A 24763-nucleotide genomic window follows, 5' to 3' on the forward strand; every position below is an offset into this window, starting at 1 on the left:
CTCAACCGTAGAGGTCGGCGTAACGCGGCTGGATGCGGCGCATCGTGCCTTGATTGAGCATAACACCCTGGCGATCGAGGAACTCCAGGATCTGGATGGCGACCTTGCGGCCGCAGTCGAGCCGGTCACGGAACTGGGCGGCGGTGAAGCGGCCGTCGGGCGCATGCGCGGCGATGTCGATCGCGATCTGCACCATCTCGTGCATCGTCGCGCGCAGGAAGAAATGGTCGTGGGCGACCTCGTCGACGAGACCGAGTCGCCCCGCGAACCGGAGCAGCTGACGGACCTCGTCTTCGGGGCGACCCAGGTCGCCCGCGATGTCGCGAACGCGCGGCGGGCGGAATCGAAGGTCGCCACCGAGCCGCGGGGCCACCGCCTGCCATCGTGCCTCGCGCTCCGGGCTCATCTGCAGCGAATGACTCGCAAGACGGACGAACGCGCCGTCGCGAACGACATCGGAGGCGACGTCGGCATGCTGCAAGGCCATCGCGAAAGCGGCCACGGGCAGGCGAGGCTGCACGGCCAGCCGCAGTTTCTCGCGCGCCATGCCCTGCACGTCGGGATGCGCCGCGTGGAACGCTTCCAGCGTGTCGCGAAGCGCCCCGACGAAACGTCGCCATGCCGCGGTGGACACGGCGATGCGCCCGGTGCCCGTCTCGAAGACGATCGGCCGCAGCGCCACGACGATGCGGTCGAGCGTGTCGGCGGACAGCGCGCGATCGCGCGCGAAGGTCGTCAGGTCGCGTGCGAACGGCGGCAGGTCGAGCAGCGCGGCCAGGCTGTCCTGCGCATCGGCGATGGCCATCGCGCCGCGCTCGGCGACGCGCTCGGGTTTGCGTCGCTGCCGCTCCGGGGCGCGCAGGTCGACGAACGTGCCGCCGCCGATCGTGCGTCGCGCGGAAACGTCGCGCAGCACGAAGCGATCGCCCACCGCGGCGGCGATGGCCCGATCGAGAATCAGCTGGACGTCAGCGGTCTGGCCGGGGCGCAGCTGTTCGCCGTCGAGCGGCACGATACGGGCGCCGACCTCCGCCGAACCGTGATGAAGCCGTGCCGGAAACCATGCGACGACCGGCTTCGGCTCGCCGGGCAACAGGTGCAGACGCGCGTCGATGCGATCGGTGGGCGCGTGCAGCGCCGGATCCACCACCATGTCGCCCCGCTGGATGGCGTCCTTCGCGACGCCTTCGCCGGCAAGGTTGAGCGCGCAGCGGTCGCCCGCCCGGCCGGTGTCGACCTGGCGGTTCTGCGCGTGGATCGACCGCACGCGCGCGGCGAGGCCCGACGGACTGAGCACCACCTGGTCCTTCACCCGCACCACGCCCGAGAGCACCGTGCCGGTGACGACGACACCGATGCCGGGCAGGGTGAATACGCGGTCCACCGCGAGGCGGAAGCGCGCATCGTCGCTCCGCTCGCCAAGGCGCCGGGCTTCCGCCGCGAGCCTGTCGCGCAAGGCGTCCACGCCCGCTCCCGTGCTCGCCGATACGCGCAGGATGTCGGCACCGGCGAGCAAGGTACCGGCGACGGCGTCGCGGATCTGCTGCTCGACGACGGCGAGACGCTCCGGTGTCGCGAGGTCGGCCTTGGTAAGCGCGATCAGGCTCCGTCGCGTGCCGAGCAGATCGAGGATCGCCAGATGCTCGAGGGTCTGCGGCATCACGCCATCGTCCGCGGCGACCACCAGCAGCGCGATGTCGATGCCGCTCGCTCCGGCGACCATCGTATGCACGAAGCGCTCGTGACCGGGCACGTCGATGAAGCCGAGCGTGAGATCGTCGCCGAGCGGAAGGTAGGCGAAGCCGAGGTCAATGGTGATGCCGCGCGCTTTCTCCTCCTTCAGGCGATCGGTGTCGACGCCGGTCAGCGCGCGCACCAGCGATGTCTTGCCGTGATCGATGTGTCCTGCCGTGCCGACGATCACGGGCGATCCGCGTTCCGTTCCGAGAGCGCGGCGAGGAACGCGGGTTCGTCGGCGTCGTCGAGGCAACGCAGGTCGAACAGCAACGCACCGTCGGCGACGCGGCCGACGATCGGGCGCGAAAGGCGACGCAGGCTCGCCGCGAGCCCGTCGAGCGCGCTCTGGCTGCCGTGCGGGCGGATCGACAGGGCCGCGCTGGCGAGGGTGTCGAGCGGCAGCGCGCCGGAACCGATCTGACTGAAGCAGTCGGCCACCTCCACCGTGAACGCGTCGCCGATGCGCTCGGCCATGGCCGAGCGCAAACGCAGCGCCTGCGCGTGGATCTCGCCGCTCGTGCGGGAGAGCGCGCGCAGCGTCGGGAGGCGGGAGGCGAGGCGATCGGGATCGCGATAGAGATTCAGCGTGGCTTCGATCGCGGCGAGGCGCACCTTGTCGACGCGCAGTGCGCGCTTGAGCGGATTGCGGTTGATCTCCCCGATCAACGCACGGTCGCCGACGATGAATCCCGCCTGCGGGCCGCCCAGCAGCTTGTCGCCGGAGAACGTGACGAGTCGCGCGCCCTCCCGCACCGCCTCGCGTACCGTCGGTTCGCGCGCGAGGCCGTGCATCGACAGGTCGACGAGGCTGCCGGAGCCCAGATCGTTCATCAGCGGCACGCCGGCCGCGTCGGCGATGGCCGCGAGTTCGCGCGCGCCGACCTCGGCGGTGAAGCCCTGGATGCGGTAGTTCGAGGTATGCACCTTCAGCACGAGGCCCGTGCGCGCGTTCAGCGCGTCGCGGTAGTCGGCCGCATGCGTGCGGTTGGTGGTGCCGACCTCGATCATGTCGGCGCCGGCACGCGCCATGATGTCGGGCATGCGGAACGCACCGCCGATCTCGATCAGCTCGCCGCGCGAGACCACGGCCTCGCGACGCAGCGCGAAGGTGTTGAGGCAGAGGAGTACCGCGGCCGCGTTGTTGTTGACCACGGTCGCGTCTTCCGCGCCGGTCAGTTCGCGCAGGAGGCTGCGCACGTGATCGTCGCGCTCGCCGCGCGTGCCCGTGTCGAGGTCGTATTCGAGCGCGACCGGGTGACGCATGGCGGCGACGGCCGCTTCGATCGCGGCGTCGGCGAGCAGGGCGCGGCCGAGGTTCGTGTGAAGCACCGTGCCCGTGAGGTTGAAGACGGGGCGAAGCGTCGACAGCGTATCGAGGAGGCGGGCCGCGGAACCGGCGACGTCCGACGGCGAGGGCGCCCGTTCGCGCCCGAGCGCGCTCCCACCCGAAGGCAGGTAGGTCTGCCGCAGGTCGTGGAGGGCTTTCCGGATGGCGTCGGTGGTGGCCTGGCGCCCGTGTCGTTCGACCAGCGCCTCCGCCTCGCGCGTGGCGAGGACGGTGGTGACGGCAGGGAGTTGGCGTAGGGCGGTCTGCGGGTCGGCCATGGCGCTCTGTTTACTCGAGGTCGTCGTCGCCGTCGCCCAGGAGGAGCAGGGGGTTCGGCGCGTGCCTCGAGTATCCCGCTTCGGCGACCATGAGGTCGAGCCCGAGCGAGGCCAGATCGTCCGCGAAAGGATCGAGCCGGGTGTCGCGCAACTGATAGAGCAGCTTGCTGTAGGTGTCGCATTCGCCGCACGTCTCGGCCTTGACCACTTCCGCGTCGCCCTCGATGCCCTGCACCGAGAGCTTGCGCGTGCCGTTGCAGTTGAGGCACACGGCGCGCACGTGGTTCCACGCCGTGGAGCACATCGAGCAATGGAGGAATCGCGTGCCGGGGTTGCTGCCCACGGCCATGACCACGCCGGACACCGATGGCGAACCGCAGCACGGACACAGGGCCCGCTCCTCCAGAAGGCGCAACGACGCGGCGTCGAGACGGGCGGCGGATACCGTGAAATAGACCTGCAGCGCCGCCGTGACATAGACGGCCGCGGCGGCATTCGCCGCGGCCAGTTCGCCGCGCAGGAACTGGTCGGCGAGTCGCTCGATGGCGGCCGCGTCGCTGGCACGCAGGTCGCCGATGGCTTCGACGGCCGGCTCGGGCAGCCCGGTCGCGTCGATGAGATCGAGCAGCCGGGTGAGACCTTCACGCCACGACGGATGACGACGGTGACCGTCCGCGGCGAGCGGCGGCAGGCGGGCCTCGACCGCCGTGGCGACCGACGCGGGGTCGAGCGTCGTGCCCGGGCCCAGCGTGTTCGCGACCGCGTGCTGTGCCGACGAGACGTTGGCGAGGAAACGCAGCCACGGCTCGAGGGGGTGGCCTTCGGCGAGCGCCTCCAGGCGATCCGCCGTGCCGGCGAAACGCTGCACGGGATCGGGTAGCAGGATCGGATCGGGCGCTTTCACGCCCGCATGGGATGGACCGCTCCATTTGGCGTTCGGTGGTGCTTCGGCTTGCTTCACGGATTCTTCCTGGGGTCGGTCTTCGCGCGTTGGCCGGACGCCAGCTGATAGAACCATTTGCGGTGATGGTGCCACGCCCAGCCGGGCGTGACGTAGCCCTGCGTCATGCTGCGCACCGAATCGCGGATCCAGATCGCCGCGTAGACGTGGGCGACCCAGACGAGGATGGCGCCGAGTGCCGCGAGGCTGTGGATGAGCACGGCGACACGCTGCACCGGTATGGACGTCGCCTGACCGAAATAGACCTCCCAGATCAGGAGGCCCGTGACGAACAACGTCGGGATCAGCAGGGTCATCGCCCAGAACACGGCCTTCTGTCCGCTGTTGTTGCGGCCGATCGGCGGCACGTGCTCGTCGTCGTTGGTGGCGACCTGCACGATGGCCTTCGACCAAGCGATGTCGTCGCGGTTGAACAGGTTGGTTCGCCAGAACTGGATGAACATGCCGATCCAGCTGATCACCAGGCCGACACCGAACCACGGATGCGCCGCCCGGGCCCACTGTCCGCCGCCGAACAGGCCGGAGAGGAAGAACAGGATCGGGTGGAAGAACGACAGGCCGGACAACACCAGCAGGATGAACAGGCCGGCGTTGATCCAGTGGTTGACGCGATTGAGCGTGGTGTAGCGCGTGAAGGCGCGCTTCGGACGGGTCATGGCGACTTCTCCTCTTCCTCCACTTCACGCATGGCGCGATCGGCTTCCGCTTCGTCCTCGTCCTGGACCTCGTTCGGTCCGACCGTGACCCAGTGGAAGAATCCGGCGAGCGCGGCGGCTGCGATGCCGATGACCGCGAGCGGTTTCAGGATGCCCTTCCAGGCCTGCACGACCGGGCTGATGCGCGGCTCGTCCGGCAGGCCGGAATACAGCGAGGGCCTGTCGGCATGGTGCAGCACGTACATCACGTGCGTGCCCTGGACTTCCGGCGGATCGTAAAGACCGGCGTTCTCGAAGCCGCGCGACTTGAGGTCTTCGATGCGCTCGCCCGCCCAGTGCGTCATGTCGGTCTTGGAGCCGAACATGATCGCGCCGGTGGGGCAGGCCTTCACGCAGGCCGGTTCCAGCCCGACCGTCACGCGGTCGGAGCACAGCGTGCACTTGTACGCCTTGTGGTCCGTCTTGCTGATGCGCGGGATGTCGAACGGGCAGCCTTTGACGCAATAGCCGCAGCCGATGCACTTGTCGCTGATGAAATCGACGATGCCGTTGGCGTACTGCACGATGGCGCCGGGCGCCGGGCAGGCCTTCAGGCAGCCCGGATCCTCGCAGTGCATGCAGCCGTCCTTGCGGATCAGCCACTCGAGATTGCCCTGTTCGTTCTCGTACTCGTTGAACTTCATCAGGGTCCAGACGCTGGGCCCCAGGTCCATCGGGTTTTCGTACGAGCCTTCGAAGTGGCCTATCTCCGGCCGCAGGTCGTTCCACTCCATGCACGCGGACTGGCACGCCTTGCAGCCGATGCAGCGGCTGACGTCGATCAGCTTGGCCACCTGGTCCTCATGGCTGCGCGCCATGGGAGGCGTCATGGTCGTCGCCGAGCGGCGGACATAGTCTTGCGATTGCAGATCTGACATGTCGTTGGCCTCAGGCGGTAACCGGTGCGGACGTCTTTTCGACGTTGACGAGGAACGCCTTGAACTCCGGCGTCTGCGTGTTGGCGTCGCCGACCGACGGTGTCAGCGTGTTCGCGCCGTAACCCTTTCTCGCCTGTCCGGTGAAGCCCCAGTGCAGGGGTACGCCGATCACGTGGGTGGGCTTGCCGTCGACCGTGAGCGGCTTGATGCGCTTGGTCACATAGGCCTTGCAGATCACCTCGCCACGTTTGGACGACACCTTGACCCAACCGCCTTGCGCGATGCCTTTCTCCTTCGCGAGTACTTCGCCGATCTCCACGAATTCCTCCGGCTGCAGGATCGCGTTGATGAGCGCGTGCTTGGTCCAGAAATGGAAGTGCTCGGTCAACCGGTACGTGGTGGCCACGTACGGGAAGTCCTCGCGCTTGCCGAAGTTGTTGCGGTCGCCGTCGAACACGCGCGCCACGGGGTTGTGGCTCACGGTCGGGTGCAGCACGTTGTCGGCCGGCGACTCCATCGGCTCGTAGTGCTCCGGGAACGGGCCTTCCGCCATCATGTCGCGGGCGAACAGGCGAGCCATGCCCTCGGCATTCATGATGAAGGGACCGACGCCGTCCTCCGGCTTCACGGTCGGGCCGTAGTCGGGCACGTCGAGGCCGACCCAGCGCGTGCCGTTCCACTCGATCACCGGCTTCTTCGGGTTCCACGCCTTGCCGTTGAGGTCGGCGCTCGCGCGGTTGTAGAGGATGCGCCGGTTTGCCGGCCATGCCCATGCCCAGTTCGGCGCGATGCCTTGCTCACGCGGGTCCGTCGCGTCGCGGCGGGCCATCATGTTGCCCTTCTCGGTGAACGAACCGGTGAAGATCCAGCAGCCCGACGCGGTGGTGCCGTCGTCGCGCAGCTGCGCGAAGCTGTCCAGCAACGTGCCGGCCTTCGTCACGGCGCCGGTCGTGGCGTCGGTGAGGTCGACGAGCGCGCGGCCGTTCATTTCCTTCGCGAGCTCCTCGGGGTTCGGCTCGCGCGGGTCCGTGTAGTTCCAGACCATGTTGAGGATGGGATCCGGGAACGCGCCGCCTTCCTTGCGGTAGAGCTCGCGCAGACGCTGGAACAGGCCCGTCATGATCCAGATGTCGGACTTCGCGATGCCCGGCGCTTCGGCGGCCTTCCAGTGCCACTGCAGCCAGCGCGCCGAGTTCACCAGCGAGCCGTTTTCCTCGGCGAAGCAGGTCGTCGGCAGCTGGAACACCTCGGTCTGGATCTCGGACGGCTTCGCGGGATTCTGCGGACCGAAGTCCTGCCAGAAGCGCGAGGTTTCCGTGTCGAGCGGATCCATGGTCACGAGGAACTTCAGCTTGCTCAGGCCGCGACGGATCTTGCCGCGGTCCGGGAACGCCTGCAGGGGGTTGAAGCCCTGGCAGATGTAACCCGTCATCTGCCCGTCGTTCATCATCTCGAACGCCTTGATGATGTCGTACAGGGGGATGTCGAGCTTGGGCAGCCAGTCGTAGGCCCAGTTGTTCTCCGCCGTCGCGGCATTGCCGAAGATCGACTTCTGGAAGCTGACGAAGAACTTGCGGTAGTTCTGCCAGTAGCTGGTCTGCCCATCGCGCAGCGGCTTGAACAGCTTCGTCTTCATGTACTCGTCGAACGACGTTTCCACGTCCCTCGGCAGGTTCATGTAGCCCGGCATCTGGTTGGAGAGCAGGCCGACGTCGGTGAGGCCCTGGATGTTGGAATGGCCGCGCAGCGCGTTCATGCCGCCGCCCGCCACGCCGATGTTGCCCAGCAGGAGCTGCACCATCGCCATCGCGCGGATGTTCTGCGCGCCTACCGTGTGCTGCGTCCACCCGAGCGCGAACAGGCTGGTCAGTGCCTTGTCGGGTGCCGCCGTGCCGGCGAACAGCTCGCAGATCTGCAGGAACTTGTCCTGCGGCGTGCCGCAGATGCGGGACACCATCTCGGGCGTGTAGCGCGAGACGTGCTGCTTCAGCAGATTGATGACGCAGCGCGGGTTCTGCCAGGTGTCGTCGGATTTCGCGAAACCCTTCTCGTCGTACTCGTAATCCCAGGTGCTGCGGTCGTAGCCGTGGCGTTTTTCGTCGTAGCCGCTGAAGAGGCCGTCCTGAAACTCGTAACCCTCACGCACGATCAGGCCGGCGTTCGTGTACGAACGCACGTATTCGTGCTGGATCTTGTCGTTTTCCAGCAGGTAATGCATCACGCCCGAGAGGAACGCGATGTCGGTACCCGGCCGGATGGGGGCGTAGTAATCCGCGACCGACGCCGTGCGCGTGAACCGTGGGTCGACCACGATCAGCTTCGCACCGTTCTCGATCTTCGCTTCGATCACCCACTTGAAACCGCACGGGTGCGCTTCGGCGGCATTGCCGCCCATGACGATGACGACGTTGGCGTTGCGGATGTCCTGCCAGGTGTTGGTCATCGCACCGCGACCGAATGATGGGGCCAGACTGGCCACCGTCGGTCCGTGTCAGACGCGCGCCTGGTTGTCGAACACCACCATGCCGAGCGATCGCGCGACCTTCCACGTAAGGAAGGCCGTTTCGCTGGACGACGCCGAGGCGGCCAGCATGCCGACGCTGGTCCAGCGGTTCACCGTGGTGCCGTTGGCGTTGGTCGTCTGGAAATGCTTGTCGCGGTCGTCCTTGATCAGACGCGCGATGCGGTCGAGCGCGAAGTCCCAGGACACTTCCTTGAACTCGGCCGAGCCGGGTTCGCGGTAGCGCGGTGCCTTCAGGCGCGTGGGCGCGTGCACGATGTCGAGCAGCGCCGAACCCTTCGGACAGAGCGTGCCGCGGTTCACCGGATGATCCGGATCGCCCTCGATGTGGATGATGTTCGACACCGCATTCTTCGCACGGTCGCCCATGCTGTAGATGAGGATGCCGCAGGCCACCGAGCAGTACGTGCAGGTGTTGCGCGTCTCGGTGGCATGGGTGAGCTTGAAGGGCCGCACGGCGGCGGCCTGGGCGACGCCGGCGGCACCGAAACCGAGCAGACCGAGGCTCGATGCGGTGAGCCCGAGGCCCGTGAACTTGATGAACTCGCGGCGGGTCATTGCCATCGCGGGAGCTCCCTGGGGAAACTTGGCTGGACTGACCGTCATTTGTACCGACGGCGGCTGGCTTCATGCGCCGGACGCAGGCCCGGCGCATTGAGAAACGCTATCACGAGTTCCCAGGCGGGTCGATGACGTTTCAGCCCTTTTAGACCTAGGTAGGAGCAGGTCGTTTCGGCCGGTCAGACGGGAGCGGCCCCGGATGCGACGGGTGCTCGTGGCGAGCCCCGATCGCGGCCGAGGCCGCTCCCACACGCTCACTGACGGACCGAGCGGAACGCCTTGCGCAGTTCTTCCGCGAATTCCTGCGGCTGTTCCCAGGCGGCGAAGTGGCCGCCCTTGGACACCTGGTTGTAGTAGTAGAGGCTCGGGTAGGCCTGTTCGCTCCAGCTCTTCGGCGCCTGGTAGATCTCGTGCGGGAACACGGTGATGGCGACCGGGACCTTGATCTCCTGCGTGTGCTGGGTCAGAGCGCTGAAGTTGTTGTTGTTGTTTTCCCAGTAGAAGCGCGACGACGAGGCACCGCTGTTGGTCAGCCAGTACAACGTGATGTCGTTGAGCATCTCGTCGCGGCTGAGCACGCGTTCCGGCACGCCGTTGCTGTCGCTCCACTGCGCGAACTTCTCGTACATCCACGACGCGAGGCCGGACGGCGAATCGGACAGCGAGTAGCCGATGGTCTGCGGGCGCGTGACCATCATGGCGCCGTAGGCGGCGTCGCGACCGAAGAACTTACTCAGCGATTCATACGCCTTGCGCTCGTCCGGTGCGAGGTTCGCCGGTGCCGGATCGCCGGCGTTGATGGGCTTGGTCAGATTGCCCGGCACGGTAGCCGGCATGTTGAGGTGGATGGCGAGCAGGCCCTTGGGTGCCTGGCGGGCCAGCGCGTCGGAGATGACGGAGCCGTGGTCGCCACCCTGTGAGACGTACTTCGTGTAGCCGAGGCGCTTCATCAGCGTGTCCCAGGCGCGGGCGGTGCGGTCCGGCCCCCAGCCGAGGTCGCGGGGCTTGCCGGAAAAGCCGTATCCCGGAATCGAGGGGATGATGACGTCGAACGAGTCTTCGATCTTGCCACCGTAGGCGACCGGGTCGGTCAGCGGGCCGATGGTCTTGATGAATTCGAACGTCGAGCCCGGCCAGCCGTGGGTAAGGATCACGGGCAGGGCGTTCGGGTTCTTCGACTTGACGTGGATGAACTGGATATCGACACCGTCGATGTTCGTGATGAACTCGGGCAGGGCGTTGAGCTGGGCCTCGGCCTTGCGCCAGTCGTAATCGGTACCCCAGTACTTCACGAGCGCCTGCACCTGGGCGAGCTGGATGCCCTGCGACTGATCGGTCACCACTTCCTTGTCCGGCCAGCGCGTTTCCTGGATGCGACGGCGCAGGTCGTCGAGCTGCGCCTGCGGCACGTGCACCTTGAACGGACGGATGCTCTCGTCGTTCTTCGTCGCCGTGGCGGGCGCGGCCGTGGTCGTGTCGAAGGCATGGGCGGGGGCGGCATAGAGCGCCGGTGCCGCCATGGCGATGCCGACGGCGAGGGTCAGCGCGCGGCGGGCGAAGGCGAACGAGCGGAGCGGCGAGGCGTGTGCGAATGACATCGTTATTCTCCCTGGAGCTTCATCGTGAAGGTGGATGCTCGCGGCCAGCGGCGGCGGCATGGGAGAAAGATTAGGGAGCGTGTTGGCGCCTTCTGGTGTCAGGAAGGCGGCGTTTTTGCATCGCTTTGTATCCTGAGACGCACCGATACATTCGGATACGAAACCTTCGCGCCGCGGCGGAATCGCCTTATCCAAAGGTGCACTTGTCGCGAAGGCATGGGCGGGGCACTCTTGCCGGAAAGGCGCGGGGCAGGGGGAAAGCGGATGCGGGCTCGCGCAGGGAGCTTGGGGAGACTGGGGCTGGCCGTCGCCGGCCTGTTTCTCTGTGGCGCCTCGTCGCTACCGGCGGACTCCCTTGGCAGCTTCCAGCACGTCGCTTATGTAAAGAAGGATGGCGCGCCGGCCGACGTCTCGAACATCGTGCAGGGGCCGGACGGCTTCCTGTGGATCAACGGCACGAAGGGCGCTACCCGTTTCGACGGTGCCTCGTTCACGCCACTCACGCTGGCTGCCGGCAACCGTTTCCAGCACGCACAGCTGCTCGAGGTCTACCCGGCACGCGATGGGGGTCTCTGGGTCAGCGACGGCAGTGGCGGCCCGGTCCTCGTAACCGACGGACATCTCACGTCGTTCGGGCCGGCGCAGGGATTCACGGGAGCGAGCGGACGCTTCTTCGATGGCCCGGGCGGATCGATCTGGGCATGCGGCGACGACGGCATCTTTCTCTTCGATCCGGCGGCAGGGCGATGGATACGTCGCATTCCGGCGCCTGCCAGTTCCACGGTGAATCAGGCGGCGTTCGATGTCGACGGCAACCTGTGGGCTTCGATGGCGGCCGGCCCGCCGATGGTAGTGCCGAAGGGAGAAGACCGGCTGCGGCCGATCCAAGGCGGGCCCGACAGGTCGTTGCTGGTGTTCATTGGCCGGTCGGGACGCATCTACCTGACGTCGTCGACGATGGTGCGCGTGTATCGCCGCGAGGGCACGTCACTCGTGGAGACGATGAAGCCGCTCGAATTCGGCTCGTACTTCGTGCTCGAAGACACCCGAGGCAACGTGTGGGTGTCGTCGCCGCGCAGCGGTGCCGTGTTCGTGTCGCGCGAAGCCATGGAAGATGCCGAGCGCTCGCATGGTCTGCCGGCATTCGAAAGCCTGAAGCAATCCGACGGACTGAGTGGCGCGATTCCCTGGCCGATACTGGAAGACCGCGCGGGCAACATCTGGTTCGGCACGGGCAGCGGCGTGGACCGTTTCACGCGCACCGCGTTCACCCGCGTCGGACTGCCTGCCGGCATGAGCGAGGTATCCGTCGCCGTGCGACGCGACGGCGAGGTGTGGATCGGTGGCCTGATGCAAGCGGCCTCGAGGGGGCGGCCGCCCGCGGCCTTCAGGGAGACGATGGTTTCGAAGAATGTCTTCGCGATGTCGCAGGACACCCGCACCGACACGACGTGGCTAGCGAACCCGGACGGTCTCTGGTCGGTGGACGACGCAGGCGTTCGCCGTGTCGCTCCCATGCCGGCGGAAGCCTTCGTAGGAAATCCGCCCTGTGTCGCGAGCGACGGCAAGGGCCGTGTCTACGTTTGCCACCTGTCGCCGAAGACCGGGCCTTATCGCTGGGACGGCGCCCGGTGGGAAGCCCTGCTGCCCGACGAGAAGCCGCGCGTCATGGCGGTGGATCGCGACGATGCGATATGGATGGGCACCGGCAAGCAGAAGTCGCTGCTCCGGCTGACTGGCGAGAAGCTGCAGACGTGGACGGCGAAGGACGGCCTGCGCACGTCTCCCGTCAAGGCGATCCTTCCCGTGGCCGGTGGCGTGTGGCTGGGCGGCGAGAACGGCATCCAGTTCTTCGACGGAAAGCGCTTCATCACGGTGCAGGGCGGCGATGGCGAAACGTTCAAGCCGACGACGGGCCTGGCGCTGGACGGGCATGGGAACCTCTGGGTGCACACCCTCCTCGGCGTTGCGCGAATCGAGAGAGCGTCACTGGCCGCCGCGATGGGCGATCGCGGCAGGACCATGGCGTTCCATCTGTTCGGCGACGACGACGGATTATCCGGCGCGCCCGATCCCGATCGGACGCTTCCGACGTTGCGCCCCGGGCCCGACGGGCGCATCTGGGCGCAGATGCAGACCAGCCTCGCATGGATCGATCCCGACCGCCTGCCGGTCGCCAGTGCGCCACCCAGGCCGGTGATCGAGTCGTTGCTCACCGAGGCTGGCCCCCGACGCGTGAAGGGTGAACGCATCGATCTGAGCGGCGGCGAGCGCTCGCTGAGCATCGGCTACACGGCTCCGGCCCTCGCCGAAGGCGGGAAAGTGCATTTCCGTTATCGGCTGGCCGGTTTCGCCGACGCCTGGCAGGACGTCGGGACACGTCGCGAAGCCGTTTTCACCAACGTTCCGCCCGGCGACTACGTGTTCGACGTGATGGCCGTCGGCGCGTCCGGCCTCGCGAGCCCCGTGACGTCGCTCGCGATGACGCGACATCCGTCCACCGTCGAGAGCTGGTGGTTCCGTTCGCTCGCCGTCCTGCCGTTGCTCGGCCTCGTGTGGCTGGCGCATTACCTTCGCACGCGCAGCCTGCGTCGCAAGATGCAGATCCGCATCGACGAGCGTGAGGCCGTCGCGCGCGACATCCACGACACGTTGCTCCAGCGGTTCCATGGCGTGATGCTGTCGCTGCAGGCCTGGGCCGCGGACGACGCCATTCCCGAGCGACGGCGCGCGGAGATCTCGGACATGTCCGGACAGGCCCGCGACGCGCTGCTCGAGGGCCGCGAGCGGATCCTTTCCCTGCGCGGCGCCGGCGACGATGGGCTGGCGCTCTACGACCAGATCGCCGCCGAAGGCTCGCTGCTGCAGCAGCGCTTCAGGCTGGCCTTCGTGCTGGACGCGAAGGGTAAGCCGCGTCCGCTACGCGACGAGTGCAGCCGCGAGATCCTGCACATCGCATTCGAGGCCATGCGCAACGCCTTCGGCCACTCGGGTGGCGAAACCGTCCGCGTGGTGCTCAACTATGCCGACGATGCGTTGTGGCTGAGTGTGCTTGACGACGGCCGCGGCATGCCGGGCGCCGAAGCGGGTGTCCAGGATGGAACGCACTTCGGCCTGGTCGGGCTGTCGGAGCGCGTCCGCCGGGCCGGTGGCGTGCTTCACGTCGACACCGCGCCCGACGAGGGCACCGAGGTGCATGTGAAGATTCCGGCCCGTAACGCGTACGCGCGTGGATCAGCGAGGGAAAGAGCCTAGATGCGGGAACGCCTCGGAGTGATCGGCAGGGTGTGGTTGTTCGCGATCGTGGCGGTGGTCACGTGCGTCGCGGCGAAGCCGGGCGACACGCTGGGCTCGTTCCAGCACACGGCGTTCCTGAAGAAGGACGGCGCACCGGGCGACGTCGCGGGCATGGTGCAGGCCAGCGACGGGTTTCTCTGGATGATCGGCACCAAGGGCGTGACGCGCTTCGACGGCGTCACCTTCACGCCCTTCCGGCCCGTCGCGGGGGAGCGTTTCGAGCAGGCGCAGGTCGACCGGATCGTCGCGGCGCAGAACGGCGGCGTCTGGGTCACCAACGCGCGCACCGGGCCCACGCTGATTCGCGACGGTCATCTGCGCACGTTCGGAGCCGCCGACGGCTTCACCACGGGTAACGGTCGCTTCTTCACGGCATCCGACGGCACGGTATGGATGGGGTCGCCGCAAGGCGTGCGCTCGTTCGACGAGAAACGCGGCGCCTGGATGATGCGCTACCCCGCGGGATCGGAGGTGCCTCGCGGCGATGGTCGCTTCGACGCTGACGGTAACCTCTGGCTCCCGCGCGTGTCGGCAGGGCCGCTCGTCATTCCGGCCGGCCAGACCGTCGCCGTGCCGGTGGACGAGGCGCCGGCGGATGCGCGGAAGGTGCTGCCCGAGCGATCCGGACGCGTCTACACCGTATCGGCCGAGTCCATTCGCTTCTTCAGGCGGAACGGCACGCACCTGACGGAGGTGGCGAAGCCGCTCGGTTTCAGCGCATTCGGCCTGATCGAGGATCGCGACGGCAACGTATGGATCACGTCGCCGGCGCGCGGCGTCGTGTTTATCTCGCGCGACGCGATGGCCGCCGCGGAAGCGAACCACGCGGTGCCGGTCTTCGAATCGATGCGGAAGACCGATGGCCTGAGCGGCGGCGTGGTCTGGCCGGTGTTGCAGGACAGGGAAGGCAACGTATGGATCGGCACGGAAAGCGGCATCGACCGCTTCAGCCGGGGCGCGTTCACACAGATCAGACTGCCGGAAGGCATCCATGAAGTCTCGGCGGCGGTGCTCTCCCATGGCGAGGTGTGGGTGGGCAACGAAACGCTGCCGGTGCTGCATGCTCATCCGCCGGCGCCGTGGCAGACGACCGACATCGCCAAGTACGTGTTCGCGGTCTTTCTCGACGCGCGGACCGACACCGCCCTGATCGCCAACACGGACGGTGTGTGGACCGCCGATGCGCAGGGCTACCGGCCGCTGGCGTCCCTGCCTGCGAAGGCCGCCGTGGGCATGCCGGCCTGCATCGTGCGCGACAGCAAGGGGATCGTGTACACGTGCCAGCACGAGTCCGCCGGCACGGTCATGCGCTGGGACGGCACCCGATGGGCGCCGGCGACGCCGGTGCCGCACATGGCGCGATCGATGGCCGTGGGCGACGACGATGCCGTGTGGATGGCCGGGCGGTCGTCATTGGTCCGGCTGGCAGACGGCAAGACGTCCGAGTGGGGCGAGAAGGAGGGTCTCCGCGCGGGCGTGCTCAGCGCGATCCTGCCCGTCGCCGGCGGGGCGTGGCTGGGCGGCGAAAAAGGGATCCAGTATTTCGACGGCTCGCGGTTCGTCGACGTCAAGGGCGGCAACGCCGACGCCTTCGTCCCTACGACGGGCCTCTACCTCGATCGCCACGGCAATCTCTGGGCGCACACGCTCGGCGGCGTCGCCCGGATCGACGCGGCGTCGCTGGCGGCGGCCATGGGCCCGCAGGGAAAGGCGTTCGCCTATCGCCTGTTCGACGAAGCCGATGGCGTGCCCGGTGCGCCCGACCCCGATCGCACGCTGCCCACGCTGCGCGCGAGCGCCGATGGTCGCCTTTGGGCGCAGACCACCGCCGGCCTCGCATGGATCGATCCCGAAGCGATGCCTGGCGCGTTGCCGCCACCACGTCCCGTGATCGAATACATGGTGACGAACGCCGGTGACGTCGCTCTCGGAAAGAACATCGTGCTCGGCGGCGACGTCCGTGCGATTCGCATCGGGTATACGGCCGCGGCGCTGACCCTGGGCACGCGTGTGCACTTTCGCTACCGCCTGCGCGGGCTCAGCGACGAATGGGAAGACGTGGGGAGTCGCCGGGAGGCGATCTTCACGAATCCGCCACCGGGCAAGCTGGTGTTCGAGGTGATCGCCGTCGGCGAGGATGGCGAGACGAGCGGGACGCCGATGCGGCTGGCCTTCTCGCGCGACCAGGCGATGCATGAGACGACGTGGTTCCGCGCGCTGGCGTTCCTGCCGCTGCTGGCCCTGATCTGGCTCTGGTACCGCGTGCGTACGCGCAGCCTGAAGCGACGCATGCGCATCCGGGCGGACGAACGCGACGCCGTCGCACGCGACATCCACGACACCTTGCTGCAGCGGTTCCATGGTTTCTCGCTCACGCTGCAGGGCATGGCGGGCGACGAACGCTTTCCTCCATCGTGGCGAGCGCAGATCGCCGAACTGGCTGCGCAGGCGAGGGACGCCATCATCGAAGGACGCCAGCGCATCCTCTCGTTGCGACGTAGCGGCGACACGGGGCTGGCGCTGTACGACGACCTCGCCGCGGAAGGATCGCTGCTTCAGCAGCGCCATGGCCTCGCCTTCGTGCTGGACGCGACCGGTGACGCGCGCCCGCTACGCCCCGACTGCACGCACGAACTCCGGCACATCGCGCTCGAGGGCATGCGCAACGCCTTCGCGCATTCGAAGGGCACCACCGTCACCGTGGTGCTCAACTACGCGAGCGACGCCCTCTGGCTCAGCGTCGCCGACGACGGCACGGGCATGCCGGTGGCCGGCACGACACCGACGACCAGCCATTTCGGGCTCGTGGGGCTGCGCGAGCGGGTTGGGCGCATCGGCGGCGTGCTCAACATCGACACGGCCCCGGGCGAGGGCACGGAACTTCACGTGCGCATTCCGGCACGACGGGCCTACATGCCGGGCAGCGCGATGCCGCCGAGGGAAGCCGCCTAGTCGAGGAAGCCGCGCTGCACGGCGATCATCACGGCGTGGGTGCGGTCGGCCGCGCCCAGCTTCGCCATGATGCTGCGCATCCGCGATTTCACGGTGTCTTCCGAGACGAACAGCGTTTCGCCGATGGCCTTGTTGCCCTTGCCGGCGGCGGCGAGGCGAAGCACGCTGAGCTCGCGCGCGGTGAGGTTTTCCGACCCGGCGTGGAGGGCGATCTGATAGGCGATCTCGGAGGCGACGACGTGTCTCCCCGTCAGCGATGCGCGGATCGCACGAATGATCTCGTCGAGCGTGGCGGACTTCAGCAGGTACGACGTGGCGCCCAGGGTGAGCGCCCGCATCACGCGTGCGTCGCCCGGGTAGCTCGTAAGTACGATGATGTTCGCGTCGGGAAAGTCCTTGCGGATGGCTTCGATGGCTTCGAGGCCGTCGACGTTGGGCATCTGCAGATCGAGCAGCGCGACCGTGGGTCGCAGCTCGCGGTACTTCTCGATGGCTTCGCCGCCATCGGCAGCCTCGCCCACGAGCTCCATGTCGGGCTCGCGCGCGATCGCGGACGTCAATCCCTGCCGCATGGCGGGATGGTCGTCGGTGATCAGGATCCGGATCTTCTCCGGGCTGGCGCTCGCGTCGCTCACGCAGGTATCTCCCTTTCTCGGTGCCGCCAGGGCGCGTCCAGCCCGTCCACGACTGCCGTAGCCCGTCCAATGGTCGTGAGAAGCAGCGCCTCGTTCAATACCCAAATGGATGAATCGGCGCCCGACACGAAAGTGTGACCGCCATCTGCACGAAGGGGTGTCTCCCGGCCACGTCCGGAGGTTTCGGCGGCAAGGCGGGCTCCCTAGTCTGGTCATACCGGGCCGAGGGGCACGCAGACCGGTATGCAGCCAGAAGGGAGCCTCCCATGTCGTCGTTCTTGCTCTTGTCCTCCGTCGAGGACGCGTTATCGATCCTTCTTCACCAGGCCCGGGTCGATCGCGCCCGTCCGTCGGACGAATTCATCGAGCACCTGTCGAAGGCGCTGGCCGCGGCCCGGCACGCCATGGGCATGCCTGGCGATGCCGCCGCCGCGAGCGTGCGCGGCGGACTGGCCAGCTGGCAGCTGAGGATGGCCTTCGATCATCTCGCGGCGGAAATGGACCTGCACGTGGCCGTCCACGAAGCGGCCGTCGCCTGCCGGACGTCCCGCAGCCACTTCTCGCGCGCCTTCAAGGCGAGCACGGGGATGACACCGTCGCGCTGGCACATGGAGCACCGCATCCGCGAAGCCGAGCGACTGCTGGCGATGCACGAGATTCCGCTCGTCGAAGTCGCGGCGCGCTGTGGCTTCTCGGACCAGAGCCACTTCACCAACGTCTTCTCGAAGTTTCGCCGGATATCGCCGGGCGCGTGGCGGCGGCAGATGGCGGGTCCACCGGCTCGGGCCGCCGCGTAACGGCGCGGCCGGCGGTATCCTAGGCCCTTCGATCCAAGGGGACGCAAGGGCATGACGCAGAGGCGTCGACTCCATCCGCCGCTGTGGCTTTGCCTGCTGGCCAGTCCCGGGTGTTTCGCCTCGGGCGGCAGCTATCTCGTCGACGACGGCGCCATCGCGCCGCCCTCGCACTGCCAGCTGGAAAGCTGGCTCCAGTTCCGCACGTCTGCCCGCAGCGTCACCTCGGTGCCGGCATGCTCGTGGGGCGCGGTCGAGTTCTCGGCACAGCTCGCCACGGGTGCGCACGTCGGCGGCGGCAGCGCATCGCCCGGCGTGAAGTGGCAGTTCGCCAGTGGGCCTCGTCTTTCCGCCGCGCTGGCGGTGGGCACGACATGGCAGCGGCGACGCACGCAGACATCGCAGGCTTACGTGGCCTCGACGTTCCTGCCGGACCCGAACGGTCGCTGGGCATTCAATGTGAATCTCGGCGCGGTGCGCCCGCGCGGCGACGGCGCGCAGCGCCTGCTCGGCGGTGGCGTCGAGTTCACGGTGTCGCCGAGCCTGACGCTGCTGGCGGAAGTCCTCGACACCGCGGGCACCGGACGCACGTGGCAGACCGGTGTCCGGCTGCCGTTCGGCGACGACAGCATCGATCTCGTCGTGGGCAGAGGGCTCGGCGACGCCAGCGATCGCTGGATCAACATGGGCGTGAACCTCGCGTTCTGATCCGGCCTCGGGCAGGCGAATGCTAGGATCGCCCCAGCGTCCCACCGGAAGCAGACATGGACCCCACGCCGGACTTCGCCGACACGCCGCCGCCGATACCGAAGATCCGCTGGCCGTCCGTGGTGCGGGGCGAAAAGCTGCTGCCCGTGGCGTACCTCACCTGCGTCGCGTTTCTCGTGGTGCCGGAGGCGCTGCTGTCCGGGCTCGAGCGCACGCAGTGGCTGATCTGCGTCTTCGCGTGGCTGTTCCTGGTGGTGCTCGGCTGCGCGGTGGCCGTCGTCAGGCACGCGGAACACCTCGCGCATCATCTGGGCGAGCCGCGCGGCACGCTGATCCTCACGCTCGCGGTGACCTCGATCGAAGTGATGAGCGTCACGGCCGTGATGCTGCATGGCGAAAACAATCCCACGCTGGCGCGCGACACGCTGTTTTCCGTCACGATGATCGTGCTCAACGGCATGGTCGGGATGTCGCTCCTGCTTGGTGGCTTCAGGCACAACGAGCAGTCCTACAACCTGCAGGGCGCGAACGCCTACCTCGGACTGATCGTGCCTCTCGGCGTGCTCGCCATGGTGATGCCCGAGTTCGCCCGTGGCACCGTGGGTACCCTGCAGCGCGGGTCGCACCAGATGTTCCTGGCGATCTTCGCGTTCCTGCTCTATGGCGTATTTCTCTTCCTCCAGAATCGACGCCTGCGCGGGTACTTCGTGGAGGACGCGCCGCCCGCGCAGCATACGCGGGGGCGCGCGAACGACCGCGGACCCGGTACGTCCGCGGCCCTCCTCGTCGCGTACCTGATTCCGGTGGTGTTCCTGGTCGACCATCTCGCCGTGCCGATCGACTACGTGCTCGAGACGCTGCACGCGCCGGTCGCGCTGGGTGGACTGGCGATGGCCATCCTCGTCGCGACGCCGGAGGGAATCGGCGCGGTGCGGGCCGCGAACCGCAACGAGCTGCAGCGGTCGGTGAACGTGTTCCTCGGTTCCGTCCTGTCGACCATCGGCCTGACGATTCCGGCGATTCTCCTGATCAGTCGCGTGACCGGGCACCCCATCAGGCTGGGGCTGGAGCACACCGATCTGGTGCTCTTCGTGCTCACCCTGTTCATGTCGGTCGTGACGTTTTCCAGTCCACGGACGCACCTGTTGCAGGGCGCCGTGCACCTGGTCCTGTTCGCCACGTTCATCTTCTTCGTGTTCTTGCCCTGAATCACGTCGCGAAAGAGCGTTCGCGGCCAGGCCCGCTCCCGCAGCGGCTCCGCATCGGCCGAGACGGTCGGCGGTTGCAGGAGCGGACCTGTCTTCTACCGCTCCTCTACCGTCCCAGATCCGACAGGAACCGTTTCGTGTATTGCAGCACGGTGGTGCCGGGAACTGAATTGCAGGTGGGTGAGGCGAAGCCGCCGCCGCAGGGGTTGTCGCGGTCCAGCGACCAGAAGTGCACGCCGGCGAGTTTGTTGGCTTTCGCGTACTGGGTGACCGTGTCGATGTCCGCGACGGTGAACGTTTCGCTCGCCACGTCGTTGAGGCCGATCATGGGCGTGATCTCGATCCGGCTCGACGGGATGCCATACGTGTGCTGCAGGTTGAGCACCGCCTGGATGGCCGACTGGCCCATGTCGCAGCTGCCGTTCTTCACCACGCAGATGCCGGGACCGGCGCTGCCGTAGTCCATCGTCATGAGGTTGATCGTGTAGTTCTTCAGTCCCGATGCCTTCACCACCCGCACCACCGCGTCGCCGGTGGCGTTCAGCCCGCCGTAGCTGCCGTCCGACGCGGCCAGCGTCGCGAGCGTGAACGAGAAGCGCAGGTTGGGGTACAGGCTCTCGGCGTAGACGGCGTTGCTCACCAGCGCGTTGAGCTGCGCAGGCGTCTGACCCGACTCGATGTCGAAATCGACGCCCACCATGTGCGGAGTCATGTAGCGCGAGAGGAAGCTCGCCATGCCCGTCGCGCTGCTACAGGTGAAGACGCCGGCCTGACCGCCCGTGGACACCACGTAGTTGATGCCTGCGCTATTCAGCCGGCCGATGTTCGCGCTGGCGAACGCCGGTGCCGGAACGCCGCCCCAGTTTTCGCTGCCGCATTCGCCGGACGCGAACGCCAGCGTGATCGCGCCGAGGTTCGGCACCTGCGTGGACACGAGGCTGCCGCTGCCGACCACGGGCAATCGCGTGCCGGTGACCATGGTCGACATGACGTTGGTGTTCCAGTCGAGGTTGATCGTGATGTCCTTGTACGGACTGAACAACAGGTCGCCGGCGCTCGGGGGCGGATTGTCGGGTGGGTTGTCCGGCGGATTGTCCGGCGGCGTACCGCCGCCACTGCACGCGCCCTGCGACGTCCAGGGCTGGCCGGAACCGGGGCCGCCGCTGCTGGTCGCCGGATCGTTGCCCTGGGTCCACCAGTTGGCGAGGTAGTTGCTGCCGTTGCGGCTGGCCGTGTTGCCCGAGGTATAGACCGCGGACGCGTTCCACGCCGCGGCGCACGCCCCAGCGGCGCGCGCTTCGTGCACGGGAACGACGGAAGACAGCGCCATGGCGATGGCCACGGCGAGGGTGCCTGTGCCAGTGCCGGCGGCCAGACGGATGTGCGGGATCGTGAACATGGAGCGCCTCCAGATCGAGAGTGAATGGAAGGGGTCGCCTGCGATCCCCTTGTCATGCCTGCCCAACTAACGACTGCGAAAGCGACTCTCGATCTAGGCCCGGATGACAACGTTGTCTATCGGGAAACGCGCGAAGTGTGATGTCGGACAGCAATGTCCGGTGGACAGGAAATGGCGCGATGCGGCGCGATTTCCGCGCTCGATGCGGTGGCGATGGGCCGGGGTGGCTGGTGCGGCGCGACAGGCCGCCCCACGCCGTCCTGTCCTCTCGTCGCCATGGATGACAACGATGGACAGGCGGCCCTTGCCGTATTTGCGGATCAGGGGAGCTCTTTGATCGCGATGTTGCGGAAGAGGATGCGGATGGGCTCCACGCCCTTGTCTTCGCCGCCCTGCAAGGCGATGTGCCCCCGGTGGAAGTGCGCGAAGCCCGGCATCTTCGCGAACTTGGTCTTCGCAACGAGCGCGTCCCATGCCGGTGTCCACATCGTCGTGTCCACCGTCTTGTGGCCGTTCTGGAAAAACTGCACGTGCCCGTGGTCGACGATGATCTCGACCGCGTTCCAGTTCCCGTTTTCCTTCACGTTTTCGACGTCGGACGAGATGAGGTCGAACAGGTCGCCGGCACGCTGCTTCGGCGTGTAGCTGTCGGGTTTGGTGCAGGCCAGGTCGGCGATCTGCATCTCGGGGCCGGTTTCCCACGTCTGGTGGTACTTCGGCGCCTCGCTGACATTGAAGATGATGCCGGCGTCGGCGCAGGGTGTCATCTTCCATTCCAGCTTCAGGTGGAAGTTCTCGTATTCGCCGTCGGTGACGAGGTCCGCAAAGTCCTGCGGCGGTGCTTTCAGATCGCGCGCGAGCTGGATCGAGCCGTCGACGACACTCCAGTCCTTGCCGGTGCCCTTCTGGCCGAACGAATGCCAGCCATCGAGCGTCTTGCCGTCGAACAACGGCTTCCAGCCCTTGCCGTCGTCGGCGGCGTGGACGGGAAGAACGGCCATGCAGCAGGCGATGGCGAGTGCCTTGACGTAAGGTCTGATCATGTCGCGCTCCGGGGCAAAGGGTCGAGCGTAGCGCAGATTCCCATGCCCGCCATGCGGCGAGGTATGGCCGTCTGGACTTCCGTTCGCTCAGAGTGCCTTGAGGGCCTCGCGGACCTGTACCCGAAGCGGCGAGACGGTGGCGGGATCGCCCAGTTTGCCAAGCACTGCGTTCAGCGCTTTCAGGTCCTGCCGTGCGCCGAGCGTGTCGGACAGCTTCGACAGGGCACGGGTTTCCGCCTTGTCGCGTCTGGCATGCCGGTAGGGCGGTATGCCGATCGCCTTCGCGACTCCGCGCCACGCTTCCCGCTGCATGCGCAACCGCCGGACGCGGCGGCGCCAGGTATGCAGGTTGATCGACGTGGGGTCTTTCGTCGCGCGCTTGCATGCCTTGTGGACGCGTTTCTCCGATCGGGCGAGTTCCTTTTCGATGCGCGCGCGGCCGAGCCTTCGCCAGGGCAGCCCGGCGATGGCGACGCCGAGCTCGCGCAGCATGCGTCGTCGCTTGAGGAACCGAGGATCCTTGTGCAGCGCTTCGACGAGGTGGCCTTCGCAGCGGTGCTCGAGCGTTTCGATGGCGCCGCGCCACGCGAGCGATGGCGACGGACCCACCAGCGAACGCGCGACGTCGGCGGCGACCCTGGCGTCGCGCAGCGGCGACAGCCCGCCAGCGAGTTGCGCGAGCGCGCGCTCGATCGCCGGAAGCGTATCGGCGAAGGGCTTCCGGCCCAGCAGGAGCAGGCTTTTCAGCCGGCGTATCGCCTTGCGTGCTTCATGGACCCCGCGATGGCGTCGCTTGGTATCGGCCAGCGCGCGTTCGGCGGCACGGCACTCGCGCGCTGCGAGGGCGGCGAGCGCTTCGGCGAGGCGAGGTGGCTGGGCCGGGGACATGCCCGTTAGATAGCAGGTTTCGGAACGATAGGGTTGCCGGTCAGCACGGCAAGGTCGTTTTCGACGGTCCGGCAGTAGGCGTCGAGCGGCAGGTCGTTGGGCATCAGGTCGAATGGGTCTTCGATCTGGTCGCCGAGGGCGTCGAGGCCGAAGAAGGTGTAGGCGAGGACGCCCACGACCAGCGGCGTGAACCAGCCCATCAGCCCGACGAGGCAGAAGGGCAGGAGGAAACAGTAGATGTGCACCGTCCGGTGCAGCAGCAGGAGGTAAGCGTAGGGGATGGGCGTGCCGTGGATCCGTTCGCAACCGGCGAGGGTGTGCGACAGCGTGCCGAACTCGCGGTCGACCGCGGCGATCAGGATGGCGTCGCCGCCTTCGTCGCGCAGCACGTCGGCGTAGGCCTTGCCGGCACGGGCGAGGATCGCCGCGGGGCGGTTCGGCTGGGCGAGTACCCACGCGCGTTCGGTGGGATCGGGAATCCAGCGCTCGAGGTCCGGGGACGAATCGCTCTCGCGGAGGTGATGGCGCAGGGCATGCGCGTAGGCGATGAGGCGGTTGGCCAGATCGGCGCGCTGCGCGGCGGACGACGCGGGCATGAAGGCGAGCACCTGGCGCACCAGGTTGCGCACGCTGGTGATCAGCTCGCCCCAGAGCGTGCGGGCTTCCCACCAGCGCTGATAGGCCACCGTGTTGCGGAAGCCGAGGAAGATCGCAAGGGTGAGGCCCATCAGCGTCAGGGGCGCGGCGTTGAGGCCTACTTTCAGCGAGAGCACGTGGAAGTCGACCCAGACGACGATCGCCGAGAGGACCAACGTGTAGAGCACGCGTGGCCAGATGACGGGCACGATGGATCCGTTCAGCGCGAAGAGCACGGAACGGACGCTGGGGGTTCGGCTGCGGACCATGGCGCGCGGATCAGCTGGCGTCGGTGTCGGATTCGTCGGTTTTCTTGCGGCGCCGGCGCGGCTTGGGCTCGCTGGCGGCGATCAGCGCCTGCAGGTAGGCGACGCCTTCTTCTTCGGGGAACCACGACACGACGTTCGCGACGGTCAGCCCGTGCCGGAGCCTGAGCGCTTCGAACTCGGCGCGGGCGCCGGCGAGCGGGTCGACCTTGGGCGGACGGCCGCGACGCTTCGGTGCGGGGGGCTCGGCGGGTGCGGGCGGCGGAGGCGCGGCTTCCGGCTTCGCCGCCTTGCGGTCGAGGGCGGCAAGCTCATCCTGGAATTGCCTGAAATCGTATTTGCCGGATGAGTTCATCGTGGTGCTTGAAGCTGCGATAGGCG

Annotated in this window: 18 protein-coding genes; 5 read left to right on the top strand and 13 right to left on the bottom strand. The window is 67.5% G+C overall.

Annotated elements, in window-relative coordinates:
- Position 1 precedes the first annotated feature (1 nt).
- The 7 genes from selB to BMX32_RS14210 all read right to left on the bottom strand — a co-directional run bounded on the left by selB (position 2) and on the right by BMX32_RS14210 (position 10556).
- Positions 2-1924, bottom strand: coding sequence for a selenocysteine-specific translation elongation factor (gene selB / locus BMX32_RS14180; RefSeq protein WP_211664228.1), 1923 nt, complete (start codon positions 1922-1924; stop codon positions 2-4).
- Positions 1921-3342, bottom strand: coding sequence for an L-seryl-tRNA(Sec) selenium transferase (gene selA, locus BMX32_RS14185; protein WP_089979712.1), 1422 nt, complete (start codon positions 3340-3342; stop codon positions 1921-1923). The genes selB and selA overlap by 4 nt, the downstream gene beginning before the upstream one ends.
- 10 nt (positions 3343-3352) lie before the next feature.
- Positions 3353-4303 carry a formate dehydrogenase accessory protein FdhE gene (fdhE, locus tag BMX32_RS14190; RefSeq protein ID WP_089979713.1) on the bottom strand — a complete coding sequence of 317 codons (951 nt, stop codon included), beginning with the start codon at positions 4301-4303 and terminating at the stop codon, positions 3353-3355.
- Positions 4300-4959, bottom strand: a complete 660-nt coding sequence (locus BMX32_RS14195; RefSeq protein ID WP_089979715.1) for a formate dehydrogenase subunit gamma — start codon at positions 4957-4959, stop codon at positions 4300-4302. Before BMX32_RS14195 ends, fdhE begins: the two co-directional genes overlap by 4 nt.
- A complete protein-coding gene (fdxH, locus tag BMX32_RS14200) occupies positions 4956-5876 on the bottom strand; it encodes a formate dehydrogenase subunit beta (protein WP_089979717.1) in 921 nt (306 codons plus the stop codon). The genes BMX32_RS14195 and fdxH overlap by 4 nt, the downstream gene beginning before the upstream one ends.
- 10 nt (positions 5877-5886) lie before the next feature.
- On the bottom strand, positions 5887-8961 hold the full coding sequence (gene fdnG, locus BMX32_RS14205) for a formate dehydrogenase-N subunit alpha (protein WP_089979719.1): 3075 nt from the start codon (positions 8959-8961) through the stop codon (positions 5887-5889).
- Between the two features lie 251 nt (positions 8962-9212).
- Positions 9213-10556, bottom strand: coding sequence for an epoxide hydrolase family protein (locus BMX32_RS14210; protein WP_089979720.1), 1344 nt, complete (start codon positions 10554-10556; stop codon positions 9213-9215).
- Between the two features lie 285 nt (positions 10557-10841).
- On the opposite strand from BMX32_RS14210, the gene BMX32_RS14215 reads away from it, so the two are divergent.
- Positions 10842-13811: a sensor histidine kinase gene (locus BMX32_RS14215; RefSeq protein WP_170843668.1), complete on the top strand. Its 2970-nt coding sequence runs from the start codon at positions 10842-10844 to the stop codon at positions 13809-13811.
- Positions 13812-16805, top strand: a complete 2994-nt coding sequence (locus BMX32_RS14220) for a sensor histidine kinase (RefSeq protein ID WP_089979724.1) — start codon at positions 13812-13814, stop codon at positions 16803-16805. It abuts the gene before it with no gap.
- Here BMX32_RS14220 and BMX32_RS14225 read toward each other — a convergent pair.
- On the bottom strand, positions 16802-17440 hold the full coding sequence (locus BMX32_RS14225; protein WP_280140847.1) for a response regulator transcription factor: 639 nt from the start codon (positions 17438-17440) through the stop codon (positions 16802-16804). The genes BMX32_RS14220 and BMX32_RS14225 overlap by 4 nt on opposite strands.
- 266 nt (positions 17441-17706) lie before the next feature.
- Between BMX32_RS14225 and BMX32_RS14230 the strand changes: the two genes are divergently transcribed.
- Genes BMX32_RS14230 through BMX32_RS14240 form a run of 3 tightly spaced genes read left to right on the top strand, consistent with a single transcriptional unit; the run spans position 17707 to position 20150 of the window.
- Positions 17707-18237 carry a helix-turn-helix transcriptional regulator gene (locus tag BMX32_RS14230; protein ID WP_089979727.1) on the top strand — a complete coding sequence of 177 codons (531 nt, stop codon included), beginning with the start codon at positions 17707-17709 and terminating at the stop codon, positions 18235-18237.
- A 51-nt stretch (positions 18238-18288) separates the two neighbouring features.
- Positions 18289-18942 carry a hypothetical protein gene (locus BMX32_RS14235; protein WP_089979728.1) on the top strand — a complete coding sequence of 218 codons (654 nt, stop codon included), beginning with the start codon at positions 18289-18291 and terminating at the stop codon, positions 18940-18942.
- A gap of 56 nt (positions 18943-18998) precedes the next feature.
- Entirely contained in the window at positions 18999-20150 is a 1152-nt protein-coding gene (locus BMX32_RS14240; RefSeq protein ID WP_089979730.1) for a calcium:cation antiporter, read from the top strand.
- A gap of 106 nt (positions 20151-20256) precedes the next feature.
- Here BMX32_RS14240 and BMX32_RS14245 read toward each other — a convergent pair whose 3' ends face one another.
- The 5 genes from BMX32_RS14245 to BMX32_RS14265 all read right to left on the bottom strand — a co-directional run bounded on the left by BMX32_RS14245 (position 20257) and on the right by BMX32_RS14265 (position 24737).
- The gene (locus BMX32_RS14245) at positions 20257-21549 is read right to left on the bottom strand and encodes a carbohydrate-binding protein (RefSeq protein ID WP_089979731.1); all 1293 of its coding nucleotides are present in this window, start codon (positions 21547-21549) and stop codon (positions 20257-20259) included.
- A 320-nt stretch (positions 21550-21869) separates the two neighbouring features.
- Positions 21870-22592, bottom strand: a complete 723-nt coding sequence (locus BMX32_RS14250; protein WP_089979733.1) for a 3-keto-disaccharide hydrolase — start codon at positions 22590-22592, stop codon at positions 21870-21872.
- An 87-nt stretch (positions 22593-22679) separates the two neighbouring features.
- The gene (locus BMX32_RS14255; protein WP_089979735.1) at positions 22680-23480 is read right to left on the bottom strand and encodes a CHAD domain-containing protein; all 801 of its coding nucleotides are present in this window, start codon (positions 23478-23480) and stop codon (positions 22680-22682) included.
- A 5-nt stretch (positions 23481-23485) separates the two neighbouring features.
- Positions 23486-24385 (bottom strand): bestrophin family protein, encoded by a 900-nt coding sequence (locus BMX32_RS14260; RefSeq protein ID WP_029213787.1) that lies wholly within the window; start codon positions 24383-24385, stop codon positions 23486-23488.
- 10 nt (positions 24386-24395) lie between these two features.
- Positions 24396-24737 carry a hypothetical protein gene (locus tag BMX32_RS14265; RefSeq protein ID WP_029213788.1) on the bottom strand — a complete coding sequence of 114 codons (342 nt, stop codon included), beginning with the start codon at positions 24735-24737 and terminating at the stop codon, positions 24396-24398.
- Between the last annotated feature and the right edge of the window lie 26 nt (positions 24738-24763).

This window comes from Luteibacter sp. UNCMF331Sha3.1, assembly GCF_900109915.1.
Taxonomy (GTDB): Bacteria; Pseudomonadota; Gammaproteobacteria; order Xanthomonadales; family Rhodanobacteraceae; genus Luteibacter.